The sequence below is a fragment of the Testudinibacter sp. P17/SS/0325 genome (assembly GCF_053570765.1).
The window spans coordinates 1,162,790-1,180,023 of record NZ_CM131635.1 but is presented as its reverse complement, the minus strand read 5'-3'; the positions used below and the strand labels follow the sequence as shown (position 1 = coordinate 1,180,023).

The window sequence follows — 17,234 nt, the reverse complement described above, 5'->3', positions numbered from 1 at the left end:
GTGACGGGGATGGAGATGGTGTTTCAACTCACAGCGGCGTATGAGCCGCTGGATGGGGCAATTATTAAACGCCTGGATATCACAACGTTTCAACTCACAGCGGCGTATGAGCCGCTGGTTCTAACCTCGCCGTTAATTAATGTGTCAGCTATCGTTTCAACTCACAGCGGCGTATGAGCCGCTGGATTTTTGTAAAACTGAAATAATCTATCTGCCTTTGTTTCAACTCACAGCGGCGTATGAGCCGCTGGGTCATAGACGTAGCTTTGTTTAGTGATTTTAGGCTGTTTCAACTCACAGCGGCGTATGAGCCGCTGGCTACGCAGCGAGCAAGTGCGGTCAAATGCGATTGTTTCAACTCACAGCGGCGTATGAGCCGCTGGATGGCAGTCCCAGTAATGCGGTGGATTGGCTTACGTTTCAACTCACAGCGGCGTATGAGCCGCTGGAAACTGGACAAGAAATTAATTTTGCGGTGGGCTTGTTTCAACTCACAGCGGCGTATGAGCCGCTGGTGTCTGAGCGCCAAGAGCGCAAGAATACCATGGAGTTTCAACTCACAGCGGCGTATGAGCCGCTGGTTCGGTCAGCTTTAAAAGCCGGATAGTCTCGAGGTTTCAACTCACAGCGGCGTATGAGCCGCTGGCTAAAGGTAAATTCCCAAATGGTGTTGATTTAATGTTTCAACTCACAGCGGCGTATGAGCCGCTGGATATTATTAAATAGTTCTCCACCGCCTAATAATGGGTTTCAACTCACAGCGGCGTATGAGCCGCTGGGTGCCGGGCGACATAAAACTACAGCTGATCGAACGTTTCAACTCACAGCGGCGTATGAGCCGCTGGGACGATCAAAACGGAATATCATCGTCGAAATTCGTTTCAACTCACAGCGGCGTATGAGCCGCTGGATTATGAATAATAGTTACTTTTTTCCTAACAGTTGTTTCAACTCACAGCGGCGTATGAGCCGCTGGATATTTGGATTAATTTGGGGATTGCTTGCAATCAGTTTCAACTCACAGCGGCGTATGAGCCGCTGGGTCTCGATGAAGTTTGGCGGATATTTCCGAATGAGTTTCAACTCACAGCGGCGTATGAGCCGCTGAAAGGATTTTTTAGATCCATGATTAAATCTCCGTGTTTCAACTCACAGCGGCGTATGAGCCGCTGGGATAAGATACCACCGGTTTTATCGCCCATATCGTGTTTCAACTCACAGCGGCGTATGAGCCGCTGGCCGTAACGCCTTTAGCCAGTAGCGCAAAAACAGGGGTTTCAACTCACAGCGGCGTATGAGCCGCTGGTTAACTAGTTAAAAATAAAGGTTATTGGGGTAGCGTTTCAACTCACAGCGGCGTATGAGCCGCTGGCTAAGTGTCCACATACAAATCTAAGTGTCCACATACGTTTCAACTCACAGCGGCGTATGAGCCGCTGGGCGAGCGCTCTCCAGTTCGAGGCGCACACGTGTGTTTCAACTCACAGCGGCGTATGAGCCGCTGGCACTGCCGTTAAACACTTTCATCGCAAGGGAGCTGTTTCAACTCACAGCGGCGTATGAGCCGCTGGCGGTTCAAGTGATTCGGGTTCAGGGGGTATTAGTGTTTCAACTCACAGCGGCGTATGAGCCGCTGGTGGCGACTGAATAAGCCGTTTCTGACTGTCCCATGTTTCAACTCACAGCGGCGTATGAGCCGCTGGTTTCCGCAAAGCTCAAGGTTCATTTTGGTAGCGGCGTTTCAACTCACAGCGGCGTATGAGCCGCTGGCTGCTTCATTTTCTATCCCTAGCGACATTGCCGCTTGTTTCAACTCACAGCGGCGTATGAGCCGCTGGGGAATATCAGGAAGCCGCTCCCATACACCATCAGTTTCAACTCACAGCGGCGTATGAGCCGCTGGAATCGGGGTGAGCTTATTTTTCATCGCTAAAACGGTTTCAACTCACAGCGGCGTATGAGCCGCTGGCAAGTTAAAATATCTAACCTATTTTCATGATGAGGTTTCAACTCACAGCGGCGTATGAGCCGCTGGACCCTACTTTAAAATGTATTAAATATTAATATGTTATATATTTATATTCGCTTACACCTAAAATAAAAAGAGTAATCAGACTATATCATAATCTAAAATTAATTTCATTTATCCAAATTGTTAAAGAAATCAAGCGTCGCCAATCTCCCCGCATTTCCATGAGAACAACAGGTTAGCGCGCTACACAATCAGTGTATCTTTGAATATATCTACCGCAGCTTTTGCGCCGTGGTGTTCCACTTTGCGTCGCCATTTGCTGCCCAGGTGGTAAAAGCGCAGGCTGTCGGTTTCGGGTTGATAGGTGGCGAGCAACTTGGCTTTCAGGCGCACCCATTGGTCGGGGGCGATGTCGCATTCGAATACCGAATATTGCACGCGCACGCCGTAGTCTAGGCACAGTTTGGCAATCCGCCGCAGGCGCGCTTGGCCTTCGGGGTCTTCCAGCGAAATATCATAGGTAATCAGCATCAGCATGGGCTACCTCATCAAAAACGGCGGATATTCGGCCAAATCGCCGCGCAGATGGCGTGCCAGCAGCATGGCCTGAATATAGGGCAGCAAGCCGATTTCCACCTCTTCCTGCAAATACGGATGAATGATTTTTTCCTGCTTTTTGGCTTGCAGGCTTTGAAACAACAGCTTGCGCGCATCCACCTTGATATTCACCGCCCCGCTGGCTTCCGTCTCAAAATCCTGTAGGCGGATTTGACCGCGGTTAATCAGGCTCAACACCATTCTGTCCACCCACCAAGCGCGGAATTCTTCCAAAATATCTTGCGCCAAACTGTCGCGCCCAGGCCGATCAGCGTGCAAAAAGCCCACTTGCGGATCCAGCCCCACGCTTTGCAGCGCGCCGCTAATATCCTTGCCCAATACACTGTACAGAAAAGACAGCAAGGCATTGACCGGATCGCGCGGCGGGCGGCGGTTGCGGCCGTTAAACACAAAACCGCACTTTTGCGTCAGCAAATGCTGAAACACGCCGAAATAGCGCGAAGCCGCATCGCCCTCAATGCCGCGAATCTGCTCCAGATTATCCGCCCGTTGTAATTGCGCCAAACTGAAATTCAAGGCACGAATGGCCGTCTGAATCTCATCGTGTTCGCCATGATTACGCTGCCTGCGCTGCAACACCCGCTTCAACGACTGGATTTTCGCCGCAATGATATTACGCGCAATTGGTACAGGATTATGTTCCGACACCTTGTACTGCGCCCGCCGCAACAACACATTGCCGCTCTGCCGCCCCTGCAAACGCCCGAGATAACGCCCGTTTTCGGTAAAAAACGCCAAATTGACATTATTTTCCCCGCAAAACCCCATCAAAAACGGCGACACCAACACATTACCGAAACAGAAAATATGCGCAATCGAATGCACAGGCAATTGCAACAACTTCTGCCGCTCGCCTTCAACGGTTTTTTCAATCAGCAAGGTTTCCCGCTCTTTATGCAAGTAAGTACCTTGGGTGGTGATGTAGAGGGTGTTTTGGAGTTTGCGCATGATTATTTTTAATTTCTCAATTAATTTTTTAATCTGACGTACATATGCTCCTGCATTCCTTCCGCATTTTGACGCATTTCATATTCAAAAATATCAGGATGCTTTTTTATTAAATCGGTCAATTTTTTACAACCAAAATTTCGCGGATCAAAATCAGTCTGCAAGAGCTTCCAAGTCGAGCCAAAAGAAGCAGCCGTAACCCATTCACTATCAGATTGTTCAAATATTTTTTGAATAATATCCATTGGTAGAGCAGTATGGTGAACATGGCTACTGCTTATTTTGGCTTTAGCGGTATCAGTAACTGCTATGGCTTGAGATGGTTTACTTTCTATTGCCAATTCTTCTTTTTCTTTATCAATAGTAGGCGGCAATAAATTTTCCACATAGATAAATTGACTACACGCATTGCGAAAAGCTTCGGGCGTTTGCTTTTTGCCAAACCCATAAACGGTTACCCCCTCCTCCTTTAAGCGGATTGCCAATGCAGTAAAATCACTATCGCTAGATACAATACAAAATCCGTCAAACCGCTCTTTATAGAGTAAATCCATCGCATCAATAATCATAAGACCATCAGTTGCATTCTTGCCTGTAGTATATGCAAATTGCTGCATTGGTTTAATCGCAAATTCATTAATAACTTGCTTCCACTTTCCATTATCAGCTACAAAGTTCCCATAAATCCGTTTAACCGTGGCTTCGCCAAATTTGGTTACCTCTTCTAATATTGCTTTAATGCTATTTGCCGAAGCATTATCTTTATCAATCAAAACAGCAAGATAGGCTGACTTTTCTTCCACTACATTAAAACTGGTTTTGTACTTAGACATTTTCACCCTTAAATTATTAATCATTTTTACCGTAATCAAACAACCCCGCCACATACTCCCCCGACCTATCCTTTTTCAACAAAGAAGGCTGGCACAGCTCCAACAACGAACACGCTTTGCAATGTTTGCCATACACAGGCTGCGGGGTTGCACCACTTTCCAGCAGCGACCGCACTTTGGCAATCACCGCCAATGTTTCTTGCCTGAGGCCGTCTGAAAACAAGACCGGTTCGCGATGGCGGGTTTGCTGATACCACAACGCGCCCTCCTCCACCGTTTTGCCGGTCATTTCTTCCAAACACAAAGCCTGCGCGCAAAGCTGGATTTCGTCCCAATGCTCAGATTTGGGCTTGCCGCGTTTGTATTCCACCGGTTTCAGACGACCTGTTGCCAGCTCGTGTTCGACCATATCGAGAATACCGCTCAAGCCCAAATTTTCAGCCGATACGTGCACGCTACGTTCAAAGCGAATGCCTTTGCGTGTTTCGGGTTCGCCCGAATCCACCCGCTCATGCAACGCCCTACCCTGTGCGGTAAGAAAATTCTCCGCCCACGCTTGCTCGTTGTGTATCAACGCACATTGGCGCGGACAAAAGGCATAGTGTTGCAGGGCGGAGAGGGGGATTGGGCGCATGGTTAGAAGCCGTTAATCTCTTTGGGTTCTAATCCTTTCAAATTATTCAGCACATAGCTGCCGTCGGCATTCACGCTCAGGCTGCCGTGTACTTTGGCGGATGAATATTGACCGGATTTGCAGTTGTGCTCCCACCAAATCAGCTTCAATACCTGCATACTGCCTTCGGGACGGGCGGAAGAGGCATCGCCTTCAAACAATTTGCTCAGCACGGCTTTGATTTTTTCGGCATCGGTATCGCTGAAGCCGGTGCGCTCCGCCAATTGCGGCGACATTGCGCCATAGGCAACATAAATGCCTTTGTCGATACGGTGTTTCATGCCCATAGTGTCGGAGCCGCGTTTGCTGCCATCACCTTCGCCGCTCACGCTTTTGGTAATCTGGGTGCTGGTAACGATGACCGGCTCAATGCTGAAAGCCGATTGAATAGTAACCGGACCACGCACGGCGATGGAGACACCCGAAGCATCATCACTTTTACCAAAGGCGAACACTTGCCCGAAGCTGCGCACGTCCAGCCATTTTTCACAGGCTTTTTTGGCGGTTTCGTCTTTGTTGGCTTTTTTCGGATTAAAGGCATCTGCCCCTAAGCCAATGTCTTTGTCCTTGGCACGATTGGCGAGGCTGGTCATGCCATCGGTTTTCTTTTCATCCGATTGCACGAAAATAGCTTCCCCACTATCTTGCAAACGGTCGCGGATTTTTCGTTTCAGGCACACGTCGGTCATTTCGCCGATACCTGAAAAATCCACACGCGGGCGGTTGCCGTTTAAGGGGTCGCCGTTGGGATTGGCATTTTGTACGCCGATAATCAGGGCGAAGTCGATTTTTTTAGTTAAGCTCATTGGGTTTTCCTTTGAATGTTGGTTATTTATTCGCTTGCTTCGGTTTTCTTTTGCTTGGCTTCGATGGCTTTTTCAATGTCACGCTTGATCTCCATTTTTTGGCAATGATAGCCAAGCAGAAATTCGCCGCTTAATTTGCTGTCGGACACAAAATCTTCGGGCTTGAACAAATCCATGATTTCGCCGATGGCTTGTTTGCCGGTATCTTTTTGACGGCTGCGCAAGCGGTCTTGGTAAGGGGCGAGCGCCAACTCGATATTTCGCCAAGTAGCAAACGGATGTTCTGCAAAGCGCTGCATATAACGCTCGGCGGTGGTTGCACGCTTTTCTTCTGCCAGATACAAGGCGTAAGATTCGATATTTTCGGCAATCGCCAACAGCCTGCCGTATAAATAATCGCGTGATGTATTTTCTTTATCTAAAGCCATAGAGTAGTTTCTCCGTTGTGATGAATCGTGATGACGGGCGAGATAGCCCCGATATAAGCTACAGGCTACACCGATATTGCGTTCCCATTCCCAATGCTCATAACCATTGGGAGTACAGGCCGTCTGAAAGCTCTGTTGCACCAAATCCTTGGGTATCGGCACATTTCGTCCGCCGGCGATGACGGGCAACAAACGGGCGTAAAGTTGCTTTTTGAGCTTGCCGTCTTTATCCGATACTTTGCCGTAAATTGCTTCATAAATCGCATAAGGCGCAGGCGGAATCATCGGCCAAATGGTTTGTTTGCTTTTCTTTTTGCCGTCTTGCGTTTCACGCGAATAGCGTTGATACCAAGAGAAATCATCGACCCAAGCATCCAAATTGGCAAAATAATTTTCAGGTAAAAATTCCTGATAATAGGTTAGTGCCATGCGACCGGGGGTGGCGGAATCCAGCATTAATAAAGAAATCTGTTCGTGTTCGCTTAATTGGGCTTGCAGACCGTGCAGTTTCTTTTTAATCAACTCGGCTGCTGTTTTACCGATATTGGCCGACCAATCTCGCTGGTTGATGCTTTCAGACGGCCTATTGCTTTCATCGCCTGCTTCTACAATTGCTAAATCATCATCGTCAGCATCAAGATAGTCGTAATTGTCTTGCAAGGGAGACGGTACGGTTTCGCCGCTGATTGCCCAAGCGACGGTGACTTGTTCGCCATTGCGGATTCCTTGGTTTCCGATTAGCCAGCGCAAGGCACTATGGGCTTTGGCCGATACTTCCGATGCGATGCTTGCAGCTTCTTCAGCCGTTTCAAATCGGCCACGGAAGGTATAGCCGCCTTTATCATTGGATGAAATCAACTTTGCCTTATCACCGGTATGACGCAGCTTGGCAGGATGCATGGTTGATATGACCGCCTCTTCACCTTGTATCAGACAAAATCCCTTAGTTGCTTCACTCGCCGCAAGATAATCAATCCATGACTGCTGAATGGCTTTGTCTGTCCACGTTTCACTTTGTACATCTCCAGCAAGCTCAACCCGCCAACACACCAAAGCGGAACCATAATCTTGATTTTTGGGCAAGGTTGCAAAAATGGGGGGAGCATCCTCACCCTGCCAAGAATTTAATACATGGCCGTCTGAATCCAGTTGAAACACACCCGCTCGAATCAAGTCAGCCATGACCTGACCTTTGGCAACATAATGCAAAACAGACCGCACTTTCGAATGGGCATACGGTGAATCACACCATGCTTGCAATTGCTGCAAATAACCATCGAAATAGGCCTTTTTATCACCACCGAAATCCGCATAATCTTTGGCAACATATTGGATTTTATCGGCAAAGGGATGCGGCGCTTCACCACTGGTTCTGTTTTCCGAAGATTCAGTTACCGGAAGCAAAACAGTCGTCTTTGGCGGCATAACCCTGGCCGTCTGAAAACTCCCCTCGCCATCCACTACAATTTCAATATGGGCAGTTTGCAAGGTGTGGGCAACTGGCGTAAGCGGATTATCTGCACTATCCATTTTTGCCGAAATCACATCATACGTCCGATAAAGTTTCTGCATCCAGCTCATAAACCCAGCTCCTTCGCTTCATCTTCCACCGCCTTAAGGTTTTCACCACGACCAAAGGATTTTTCAGGCTGCATTTTGCGGATAAAACGGGTTTTCAGACGGCCTGTATCATCCACGCGCGGAAATTCAATCACGCCGTTTTGCATATTCGCCCGCCAAAACCGACTGATCAGCTCATGATTTCCCGTTTCTTCCGGATAGCCGAAGCTGTGGAACATCAAGCCGAAATCCAAATTCGGCACTTCATCGTAAAATCCTTTACCTTCGCCAAATTCGCACGGCTCGACATAGCCTTGGCAATCCCGCGTTCCCAAGAAAATATCCTGTCTGCCACCGCGATTGATCATCCGTTCGGCAATAGCGAGATGTTTGGCGGGAATGCGGTCTTCAACCAAATTCGGCTGGTGCATATTCCATTCAAAATGGGCTTCTACCTGATATTCCACATCCTGCAAAAAGGTATAAATCGCCAAGGTATTGCCGCCGTCCCAATTCAGCGGCTTGGTGGATTTGCTCTGGGTTTGAATCGGCTTCATCACCCGAATGCGGTCGATATGCCAGATCAATGTCGGTTTCCAATATACGCTCCGGACGATGCCTTTTATCGCTTCATAAGTCGGCACTTGGTAGCTGAATTTTTCCCCGCCGATTTTGGTCACCGGGTCGGTAAACAAAGCCTGCCGCCCCCATACGCGAAAACTGATTTTATTTTTCATAATTCTCCTATGCACTCAAAAATTCCATCGGTGCGACTTCGTCAACCGCCAAGCCGTATTCTTGACTGTAATACCGCTCTTTCAAATAGTAAATACCCGTATCCGCAATTGGATAAATCGCCTCTTCTTTGATTAACTTCTCCCAAATATTGGGAAACACATTCACACTGAATCTTTGGGCTTTTGACAATAAATGATAAAACCGCTTGGGTGCATACTCGCCGCACAATTGGGCAATCAGCTCCTTGCCCTCACCATAAGGCACAATCACCGCCCGAGTGGGCGCATCAATTGCTTGGAATGCCCGCCCCGCACTTTTGAACGACTGCATCAGCAAGGGATACTGTTTGTTTTGTTTGCGTTTGTCGTTTTTGGCGGCATAAACGTTGTGACCGTTGTCGCCCAGCCAATCCAACAGGCTACCTGAAGTGCTGTTTTTAAGCGGGTACACCATTTCGCCGCTGCGTTGGTAAAAATAATATTGAAAATAACGTTCCATCGCACCGGGCTGCAAAATATCCTGCCCTGTAAAATCTCGAAACACCCGTCCTGCCTGCTGCTGCCCCTTCTCAATATCAGGCAGCAGATCTTTGAGATTATTCGGCTCTTGCAGATTCAGCACCCAAACCTTGCCTTTTCCCTCTGCTTCACCATGCCGATTACAACGTCCCGCTGCTTGGGCGATGCTGTCTAATCCGCCCAAAGCGCGAATCACGCACGCCATTGATATGTCCACGCCGGCCTCAATGAGCTGGGTGCTGACACACAGCACGGGCAATTTGGCTTGCAGGCGTTGCTTCATTTTTTCAAACAAATCCTTGCGGTGCGTGGCGCATTGGTTGGTACTCAGATGAAACAAGGCTTCAGACGGCACATTATGCCGTTGGCAATATTGATAAAGCTCGGCCGCCCATTTTTTGGTATTGACGATAAACAGGCAGCTTGAAGCCGTCTGAAACTGTCCCAGTAAAAATGCCCCCGCATCATCCACTGACCAGCCGCCCGCTTTTTCATTCAGACAAACCTCCACGCGCGATAAATCAGCAAACAGTCGGGCGATATCATCGTGTTCCCCCATGATTTCCGCATTGTCCGCCAGCTTTAACAAACCGTTTACCAGCACCTTGTTTCGGTCTTCTTCCGGAAATTTATCCAAGCCGGATTCGGCCAATAAAGGTTGAGTGGCAGTACACAAGATAGCACTGCTTTTGCCGAATCGGGTTAGCCAGTTGAGCGTGTTGCAAAACATATGTACGCATTTCACCGGTAAAGTCTGGATTTCATCAAAAATCAGCACGCTTCGAGTCATCGGGTGGATATGCCGCGCACCTCGTGTGCCGCCACCAAACCAAGCGTCCAAAAATTGCACCATGGTGGTGAACACAATCGGCTTGTCCCAATTTTCAGCAAGCAGTTTGTTTTGCCAGCTTTGCTTTTCAGGATCGAGATTGGAATGGTGTTCCAGCACCCAATCATCGCCCAAGATTTCACGGACAGTTTGGGCGTTTTGATCGATGATGGAGGTGTAAGGGATAATATAGATAATGCGGTCTAATTGGTGCTTTTGCGCGTGATGCAAAGCATGGCGGAGACTTGCCAAGGTTTTACCGCCGCCGGTTGGCACGGTCAGCGTGTAAATACCTTGCGGGTCATTTGCCCTATCCAGGCAAGCATTGGAAATTCGTTGACGGATTTCATCAATCGGATAACGGGGCTTGAATGCTGCAAGGTGAGTTTCTAATTTATCAATCGCTGGTTGCCAATCGGTTTGCTTTTGCAAACTTCGTAAGATTTTACGGTTGTCATCTTCAAAATCGGCACTATTGATACGGTCGGCATCAATCAGACAGCTAAACAAAAAACGGGTGAAACAGCCCAGATAGAATTCTTTCACCTTGTCGCTGGCTTCAGGTAAGCGCAGCAGGTCTTTTAGCGGTGTCACTATCTGTTTGAGCAAGGCTGTGTCCGCCAAGGTTTGCGCCTGCTGCATGACCGCAGAATCCGCATTTTGCTCGCATTCGCTCAAATGGGTTAAAGCGTCATCTTTATCAAACCGCTTTTGCCAAACCACGTTACCTTCGGCATCCAGGCAATCAATCAAACCCGCGCCATGATGCGAAGCGATGCACAGCCCCAATAGCTGCCCGCACAACTCTCCCTGACCTTGTGTACCAAATTTTTTCAATTCGCGATAAACCCACTGCGCCCCTGCCGTGGAGTGATCAACCTTGCTGCCGTTTGGTGTGCTTTCCTCATCGTCTAAATCGGGATTGACTAGCCCTGTTACATCATGAATATACTTTTGAAATTTCAGAGAATATTTACCGAAGTCATGCATCAGTCCCAACAATTCTCCTGCCAAATCCAGCCCCAGCTTCGCAGCCAGCATTTTGGCAATCGCCGCAGTTTCAAACAGATGGGTTTCCACCGATTGCTTGGTGCTGTCTGATTTACGGACATGGGCAATGTATTGTGTTTTCAAAGTTTTCTCCTCATGATTATTTCGCCCCAAAACTAACAGAGAACCTTGTACTATAAAAAAGCCCCGCCGCCATTTATCCATATTCTGGACATGACTTTGCAGGGCTGGTTTTCAGCCGAGTGGGCATAGTATTGAGAAAATCGCTTATTTTTCATGAATAAGTCTACCATTCGCAAAAGTTATTCTGAATTTACACTCCGATATATCCGATGTCTATGAGTATTTTCTATAATTGCTTGCTATATCACACTATTTCGGTTGGACTTCCTCATACAACCATTGCGCCACTTGTTTGGCATAATAGGTCAAAATACCGTCTGCGCCGGCGCGTTTGAAGCAGAGTAAGGCTTCCATAATCGCCGGTTTTTCCGCCAGCCAGCCGTTTTGGATTGCGGCTTGGAGCATAGCGTATTCGCCGGAAACTTGGTAGGCGAAAGTCGGGACGCCGAAGTGGTGTTTCACGCGGTAAACCAAATCCAAATACGGCATGCCCGGTTTGACCATCACCATATCCGCCCCCTCTTGCAGGTCTAACGCCACTTCTTGCAAGCCCTCGTTGCTGTTTGCCGGATCAAGTTGGTAGGTTTTCTTATTGCCGCCTTTCAAGTTGCTACTGGAGCCGACCGCGTCGCGGAATGGTCCGTAGAAACCGGAGGCATATTTGGCGGAATACGCCATAATCTGGGTGTTTACAAAGCCGTTTTGTTCAAGTGCGGTGCGGATTGCGCCGATCCGCCCGTCCATCATATCGCTTGGGGCGACAATGTCCGCACCGGCAGCAGCGTGCGACAAGGCTTGTTTGACTAAAATCTCGCTGGTGGTATCGTTGAGCACATAACCTTGCTCGTCGATAATGCCGTCTTGTCCGTGTGTAGTGTAAGGATCGAGCGCGACATCAGTCAGCACACCCAGTTCAGGATAAGCGGCTTTCAAGGCGCTAACCGCACTTTGCACCAAGCCGTTCGGGTTATAGGCTTCTTCTGCCAACAACGATTTTTTACCCTGTTCAATCACCGGAAACAGGGCGATCACCGGTACACCGTATTTCACCAATAACCCGGCTTCGATCAGCAATTGATCCAAGGTTAAACGCTCCACGCCCGGCATTGACGGCACCGCTTCGCGCTGATTTTCGCCCTGCATGATAAACACCGGATAAATCAAATCATCGGCAGTCAGCCTATTTTCCGCGACTAGCCGACGGCTGAAATCATGGCGGCGCAAACGGCGCATACGGTTAGCCGGGAAACGAGCAAAAATTTGTTGAGTCATAATCTTGTCCTCTCTTTAACGCAATAAGACGCCAACGGCGTCTTTAATTCGGAATCTTTATCTGATTAAGAGTCTGCGGCGGCTTCATCTTCTTCCCGCGGTTTATAAAAACGGGAGAACACCAAACCGACTTCAAACAGTAACCACATCGGAATTGCCAGCAATGTTTGTGAAAACACATCCGGCGGGGTTAAAAACATCCCAGCCACGAATGCCGCGACGATAATATAAGGGCGTTTTTTACGCAGATCGTCCGCTGTCGTCACGCCGCTCCAACAAAGTAAAATAATCGCAATCGGCACTTCGAAGCAAATGCCGAATGCCAAGAAAATGGTAAGCACAAAATCCAGATAGCTGCTGATATCGGTGGCGATTTGCACTCCTTCCGGTGCGGTTTTGGTTAAAAAACCAAACACCAGCGGGAACACCACATAATAAGCGAAGGCAACGCCGACATAAAACAGTAAGGTGCTGGAAACCAACAACGGATAAACCAAGCGTTTTTCATGTTTGTACAGCGCAGGGGCGACAAACGCCCAAGCTTGATATAACAGGTACGGCACGGAAAGGAAAATCGCCACCACGCCGGTCAATTTTAACGGCGTGAAAAACGGCGCCACCACGCCGGTGGAGATCATGCTGGCGCCTTGCGGCAACTGTTCAATCAGCGGTAACGCGATAATCCGATAAATATCATTGGCAAAAAACACTAACGCGCAAAAGACGATTAAAATACAAACGATGGATTTTAACAGACGATTGCGTAATTCAATTAAATGGCTGATTAACGGTTGTGAGTCTTCAACTGACGACATACTACATTATCCTCACCGCGTTGACTAAGCGGACGCTTTGTCGGGTTGTGCCGTAGGTTCGGCGGTTGCTTCTGACTGATCAAGTTGTAACGGTGCGGCTTCCGCCTGTTGCGGATCAAGCTGTGCTTCACCCGCTTCGGCAAGTTCCGCCTGTTCATCGGCACTCAAGCTGTCTTCAATCCGTTTAACACCGTCTTGCAACTCTTTATTCAGACTATTCAGATTGCTTTGCTGCTCCTGCACATCCCGTTCCATTTTTTGTGCGGATTCTTTCAAATCCTGAATACTTTTAGCCAATTCCGGTGAAAGATCGCCCAAATTCAATTTTTCCGCTTTTTTAATGCTTTCTTGCAATTCATGCAATTTCAGTTCTTGGCTTAATTCATTCTGAACATTGGTGGCAATGCCGCGAATGGTTCTAATCCAGCCGACAACCGTTCTGATCGCCACGGGCAAACGCTGCGGCCCCAATACCACCAACCCGACGATAAAAATTAAAACCAGTTCGGAAAAACCAATATCAAACACGATTTATGCCTGCTCTTTATCTTTGACAGTTTGTTTTTCTGCTGTTTTTTCAGCTGAATTTTCTAATGATTGCTGAAATTCGGCATCTTTCTCTTTGGCATCGTCGTCTTTAATGGCTTTTTTAAAGCCTTTCACCGATTCACCCAGATCCGAGCCTAATGTCTTCAGTTTTTTGGTTCCGAATAACAGGACTACGATTAATACGATAATGGCAAGTTGCCAAACGCTGATACCCATAAAATCACCTCATGATATGAAAAATAGCGCCGAAACGGCTAAATTCCGATTGTTTAAATACTATTGTTAAAATAATGCGTTATGCTACTTGAAAAACTTTAAACTATTGATAGCTTAGCGTCAATCTGCAAATTCATTTTGGATCAAATTTTCATTAATCCCTTTTTATCAAGCCGTAAAGCCAGATTATAACCGCACTTAGTAGTAAGCACGAACTAAAAAATAGCGGTAAATGTTCAAATTGCAAAAGTGTTGTGACGAATATCACACTCCCAACCAACGCACTGTACCAATGGCGGCGCTGATGTCGTTGGTTTTTATACAAAGTGCGGTTTAATTCGCCAAGCTGACGACCAATCTCTTTTTGCTGTTGCAGCGCATGATACAACGTTTCCGGCATTTCGGCAAAATGTTCGCGGAAATACGGCAAGCGCTCTTTAATCCCGCGATAAACCGATTTGAAGCCGATCTGATCATCCAACCAATTTTGTAAAAACGGTTTGGCGGTTTGCCACAGATCCAGCTGCGGGTAGATCTGCCTGCCCAAGCCTTCGATATACAATAAGGTTTTTTGCAACAACACCAACTGCGGCTGCACTTCCATATTGAAGCGGCGCGCAGTATTGAACAGGTTTAACAACACATGCCCGAAGGAGATTTCACTCAGCGGCTTGGCGAAGATCGGATCACAAACGGTGCGAATCGCCTGTTCGAACTCTTGCACATTGGTATCTTCCGGCACCCAACCGGAGTCGACGTGCAATTGCGCCACCCGTTGATAATCGCGATTGAAAAAGGCGAGAAAATTTTCCGCCAGATAGCGTTTATCTTCACGGTTAAGTGAACCGACAATGCCGCAGTCAATGCCGATATATTGCGGATCTTCAGGATGTTCGGGATTAACAAAAATATTGCCCGGGTGCATATCGGCATGGAAAAAACTGTCGCGGAACACTTGGGTGAAAAACACCTGCACGCCACGCTCCGCCAGCAATTTCATATTGGTGCCGTTGGCTTCCAACGCAGCGATATCCGACACTTGAATGCCGTAAATCCGCTCCATCACAATCAGATTTTTGTAGCAGAAATCACTATACATTTCCGGCACATACAGCAGCGGGCTGTTTTCAAAATTGCGCCGTAATTGGATTGCATTTGCCATTTCACGGCGTAAATCCAACTCATCAAGAATGGTTTTTTCATATTCGCGCACCACTTCCACCGGACGCAAGCGCCGCCCTTCGCTCGATAGGCGCGGAATCCAACCTGCCAAGCGATACATCAGGCTAATATCCGCTTTAATGTCCTTTTCGATATTCGGGCGAATCACTTTCAGCACCACTTCACGTCCGGCAAAAGGCATATTGGAATTAAAACGGGCGGTGTGTACCTGTGCGATCGAGGCGGAAGCCAATGCGGTTTCATCAAACTCGACGAACCATTTTTCCAGTTTACCGCCAAGTGCGGTTTCAATCTGTTGGCGCGCTAACTTGCCCGAAAATGGTTCGACTTGATCCTGCAATAATGCCAATTCGTCGGCAATACTGTCGGGAAACAGATCACGCCGGGTAGACAACATTTGCCCCAATTTTATCCAAACCGGTCCCAATTCTTGCAATGCCAAACGCAAGCGCAAACCAAAAATTTTATCCTGATGGCGGTTTTTCAACCAAAACAGCAAGTTACGGCCGCAACGAATCGGGCGGGTGAACGCGTTTTTCGGTAAGGATTCATCCAAGCCGTATTGCAAAATCACTTGAATAATGCGGTAGAAACGCAAGACCGATTTCATCACTTTTCCATTCCTAGTTTATCCAGCAGTTGTTGGAACTTCTGTTCAAGCCGATCACTTTGCCGTGAAAGATCACTCACTTGTTGTTGAAAATCAGCCACTGCCAACATCGGCGCGGTCAAACGCCACTCCTCACTCAGCCGCTCGCCCCAATGTCGGTTTGCGTTTTGTTGTTTGCGTTGGAAGAATGCCAGCCCTTGTTTCGCCAATTGTGTCATATTGTACGCAAGCACATCGCCCACATACGGCGCCAGCAATTCCGCCGGATCTTTTTCGACAACATCCAATAATCCGAGAAAATCTTGCAGCACTTGCAAATCGCCATGCAGCACAATGGATTTATCGTTAATATACCGGGTTAATTCCGACTTTTTCGGCATTTTTAACAGCGTTTTCGCCGAGGTTTGCACAGTACAATCGGCTTCGCCTTCATATTGGTGCAACACATCAATTTGCTGTGCCGAAAACACGAAATAGCAGTTCATTTCCGGTTGGCGTAATTGTATTGCCAAGATTTTACCGTTAAGTTTACGTAAGTGCGGTTGGCCATTTTCCGTGCGCTTGAGCAAATGCAAAAGTGCGGTTTCCAACGCGGAACTCGCCCATTGCGGCAACATCAATTGTGTTTTAAGCTGTTCCCAATTCGGCAACATACTCACCCCTCCGCTAAAACTTATAGCCACGATGTAACGCGACGATTCCGGCACTGAGATTATAGTAATCCACGTTTTCTAACCCCGCTTCACTCATCATCTGTTTGAGCGCGTTCTGATCAGGGTGCATACGGATCGATTCCGCCAAATAACGGTAACTTTCGCCGTCATTCACCACCACTTCGCCGACTTTCGGCAAAATGTTAAACGAGTAGAAGTGATATAGCTTGCTTAACGGATCGAGGATCGGCTTGGAAAATTCCAACACCAGTAAGCGGCCGCCCGGTTTCAGCACGCGGTACATCGACCGCAAAGCTTTTTCTTTGTCGGTGACATTGCGCAAACCGAAACTGATGATAATGCAGTCGAAAGTATTATCGGCAAACGGCAAGGCTTCGGCATTCGCCTGCACATATTCCACGTTGCCGACCACGCCCAAATTGCGCAATTTCTCGCGTCCGACTTGTAACATCGAGTCGTTAATATCCGCCAACACCACTTGCCCCGCCGCGCCGACAATGCGTGAAAATTTGGCGCTGAAATCCCCTGTGCCACCGGCAAGATCCAGCACTTTTTGCCCTTTGCGCACGCCGCTGCAATCAATGGTAAAACGCTTCCACACCCGGTGTACGCCGAACGACAATAAATCGTTCATCAAATCATATTTGCCCGCCACCGAATGAAACACATTGGCGACCAATTTTTGCTTGTCTGCTTTGGCAACGGTTTTAAAACCGAAATGGGTGGTTTGCGCCGGCTCGTGCTGCTCCGACACTTCGGTATTAGGGGAAATTCGTTCGCTCATGATCGTATCTTTTAGGGTTAACATCGTGGAAATTTTGCTTACTTTATCATAAAAGTGCGGTCAACAACCGCACTT

14 protein-coding genes, 1 pseudogene and 1 CRISPR repeat array (1 of these 16 cut by a window edge) are annotated in these 17,234 nt (G+C 48.0%); all 15 genes and pseudogenes read right to left on the bottom strand.

Annotation, left to right across the window (positions count from 1 at the left end):
- Positions 1-2,035: a CRISPR direct-repeat array (repeat unit 32 nt; unit sequence GTTTCAACTCACAGCGGCGTATGAGCCGCTGG); it reaches 1,962 nt to the left of the window's first position.
- Between the two features lie 180 nt (positions 2,036-2,215).
- Complete coding sequence (gene cas2, locus ACWA50_RS05635; RefSeq protein WP_139609651.1) at positions 2,216-2,509, bottom strand: CRISPR-associated endonuclease Cas2; 294 nt, start codon at positions 2,507-2,509, stop codon at positions 2,216-2,218.
- A 3-nt stretch (positions 2,510-2,512) separates the two neighbouring features.
- A complete protein-coding gene (gene cas1c, locus ACWA50_RS05630; protein WP_431050603.1) occupies positions 2,513-3,538 on the bottom strand; it encodes a type I-C CRISPR-associated endonuclease Cas1c in 1,026 nt (341 codons plus the stop codon).
- 20 nt (positions 3,539-3,558) lie between these two features.
- Positions 3,559-4,371 (bottom strand): NYN domain-containing protein, encoded by an 813-nt coding sequence (locus tag ACWA50_RS05625; RefSeq protein WP_431050601.1) that lies wholly within the window; start codon positions 4,369-4,371, stop codon positions 3,559-3,561.
- Positions 4,372-4,387: 16 nt separating this feature from the next.
- Positions 4,388-5,005: a CRISPR-associated protein Cas4 gene (gene cas4, locus ACWA50_RS05620; RefSeq protein ID WP_431050599.1), complete on the bottom strand. Its 618-nt coding sequence runs from the start codon at positions 5,003-5,005 to the stop codon at positions 4,388-4,390.
- 2 nt (positions 5,006-5,007) lie between these two features.
- Positions 5,008-5,850, bottom strand: coding sequence for a type I-C CRISPR-associated protein Cas7/Csd2 (gene cas7c / locus ACWA50_RS05615; RefSeq protein ID WP_431050597.1), 843 nt, complete (start codon positions 5,848-5,850; stop codon positions 5,008-5,010).
- A 26-nt stretch (positions 5,851-5,876) separates the two neighbouring features.
- Positions 5,877-7,859 carry a type I-C CRISPR-associated protein Cas8c/Csd1 gene (gene cas8c / locus ACWA50_RS05610; protein WP_431050595.1) on the bottom strand — a complete coding sequence of 661 codons (1,983 nt, stop codon included), beginning with the start codon at positions 7,857-7,859 and terminating at the stop codon, positions 5,877-5,879.
- Entirely contained in the window at positions 7,856-8,575 is a 720-nt protein-coding gene (cas5c, locus tag ACWA50_RS05605; RefSeq protein ID WP_431050593.1) for a type I-C CRISPR-associated protein Cas5c, read from the bottom strand. Before cas5c ends, cas8c begins: the two co-directional genes overlap by 4 nt.
- 7 nt (positions 8,576-8,582) lie before the next feature.
- Positions 8,583-11,057: a CRISPR-associated helicase Cas3' gene (gene cas3, locus ACWA50_RS05600; RefSeq protein WP_449343121.1), complete on the bottom strand. Its 2,475-nt coding sequence runs from the start codon at positions 11,055-11,057 to the stop codon at positions 8,583-8,585.
- A 249-nt stretch (positions 11,058-11,306) separates the two neighbouring features.
- Positions 11,307-12,329, bottom strand: coding sequence for a porphobilinogen synthase (hemB, locus tag ACWA50_RS05595; RefSeq protein ID WP_431050589.1), 1,023 nt, complete (start codon positions 12,327-12,329; stop codon positions 11,307-11,309).
- Positions 12,330-12,394: 65 nt separating this feature from the next.
- A complete protein-coding gene (gene tatC / locus ACWA50_RS05590) occupies positions 12,395-13,144 on the bottom strand; it encodes a twin-arginine translocase subunit TatC (protein WP_431050587.1) in 750 nt (249 codons plus the stop codon).
- A 251-nt stretch (positions 13,145-13,395) separates the two neighbouring features.
- A pseudogene (gene tatB / locus ACWA50_RS05585) lies at positions 13,396-13,672 on the bottom strand (Sec-independent protein translocase protein TatB); the annotation flags it as partial.
- 3 nt (positions 13,673-13,675) lie between these two features.
- The gene (gene tatA / locus ACWA50_RS05580) at positions 13,676-13,909 is read right to left on the bottom strand and encodes a twin-arginine translocase TatA/TatE family subunit (RefSeq protein ID WP_431050585.1); all 234 of its coding nucleotides are present in this window, start codon (positions 13,907-13,909) and stop codon (positions 13,676-13,678) included.
- A 154-nt stretch (positions 13,910-14,063) separates the two neighbouring features.
- Positions 14,064-15,701 (bottom strand): ubiquinone biosynthesis regulatory protein kinase UbiB, encoded by a 1,638-nt coding sequence (ubiB, locus tag ACWA50_RS05575; RefSeq protein WP_431050583.1) that lies wholly within the window; start codon positions 15,699-15,701, stop codon positions 14,064-14,066.
- Positions 15,701-16,354 carry a ubiquinone biosynthesis accessory factor UbiJ gene (locus tag ACWA50_RS05570; RefSeq protein WP_431050581.1) on the bottom strand — a complete coding sequence of 218 codons (654 nt, stop codon included), beginning with the start codon at positions 16,352-16,354 and terminating at the stop codon, positions 15,701-15,703. Before ACWA50_RS05570 ends, ubiB begins: the two co-directional genes overlap by 1 nt.
- A 13-nt stretch (positions 16,355-16,367) precedes the next feature.
- Positions 16,368-17,159: a bifunctional demethylmenaquinone methyltransferase/2-methoxy-6-polyprenyl-1,4-benzoquinol methylase UbiE gene (gene ubiE / locus ACWA50_RS05565; RefSeq protein WP_431050579.1), complete on the bottom strand. Its 792-nt coding sequence runs from the start codon at positions 17,157-17,159 to the stop codon at positions 16,368-16,370.
- Positions 17,160-17,234 lie beyond the last annotated feature (75 nt).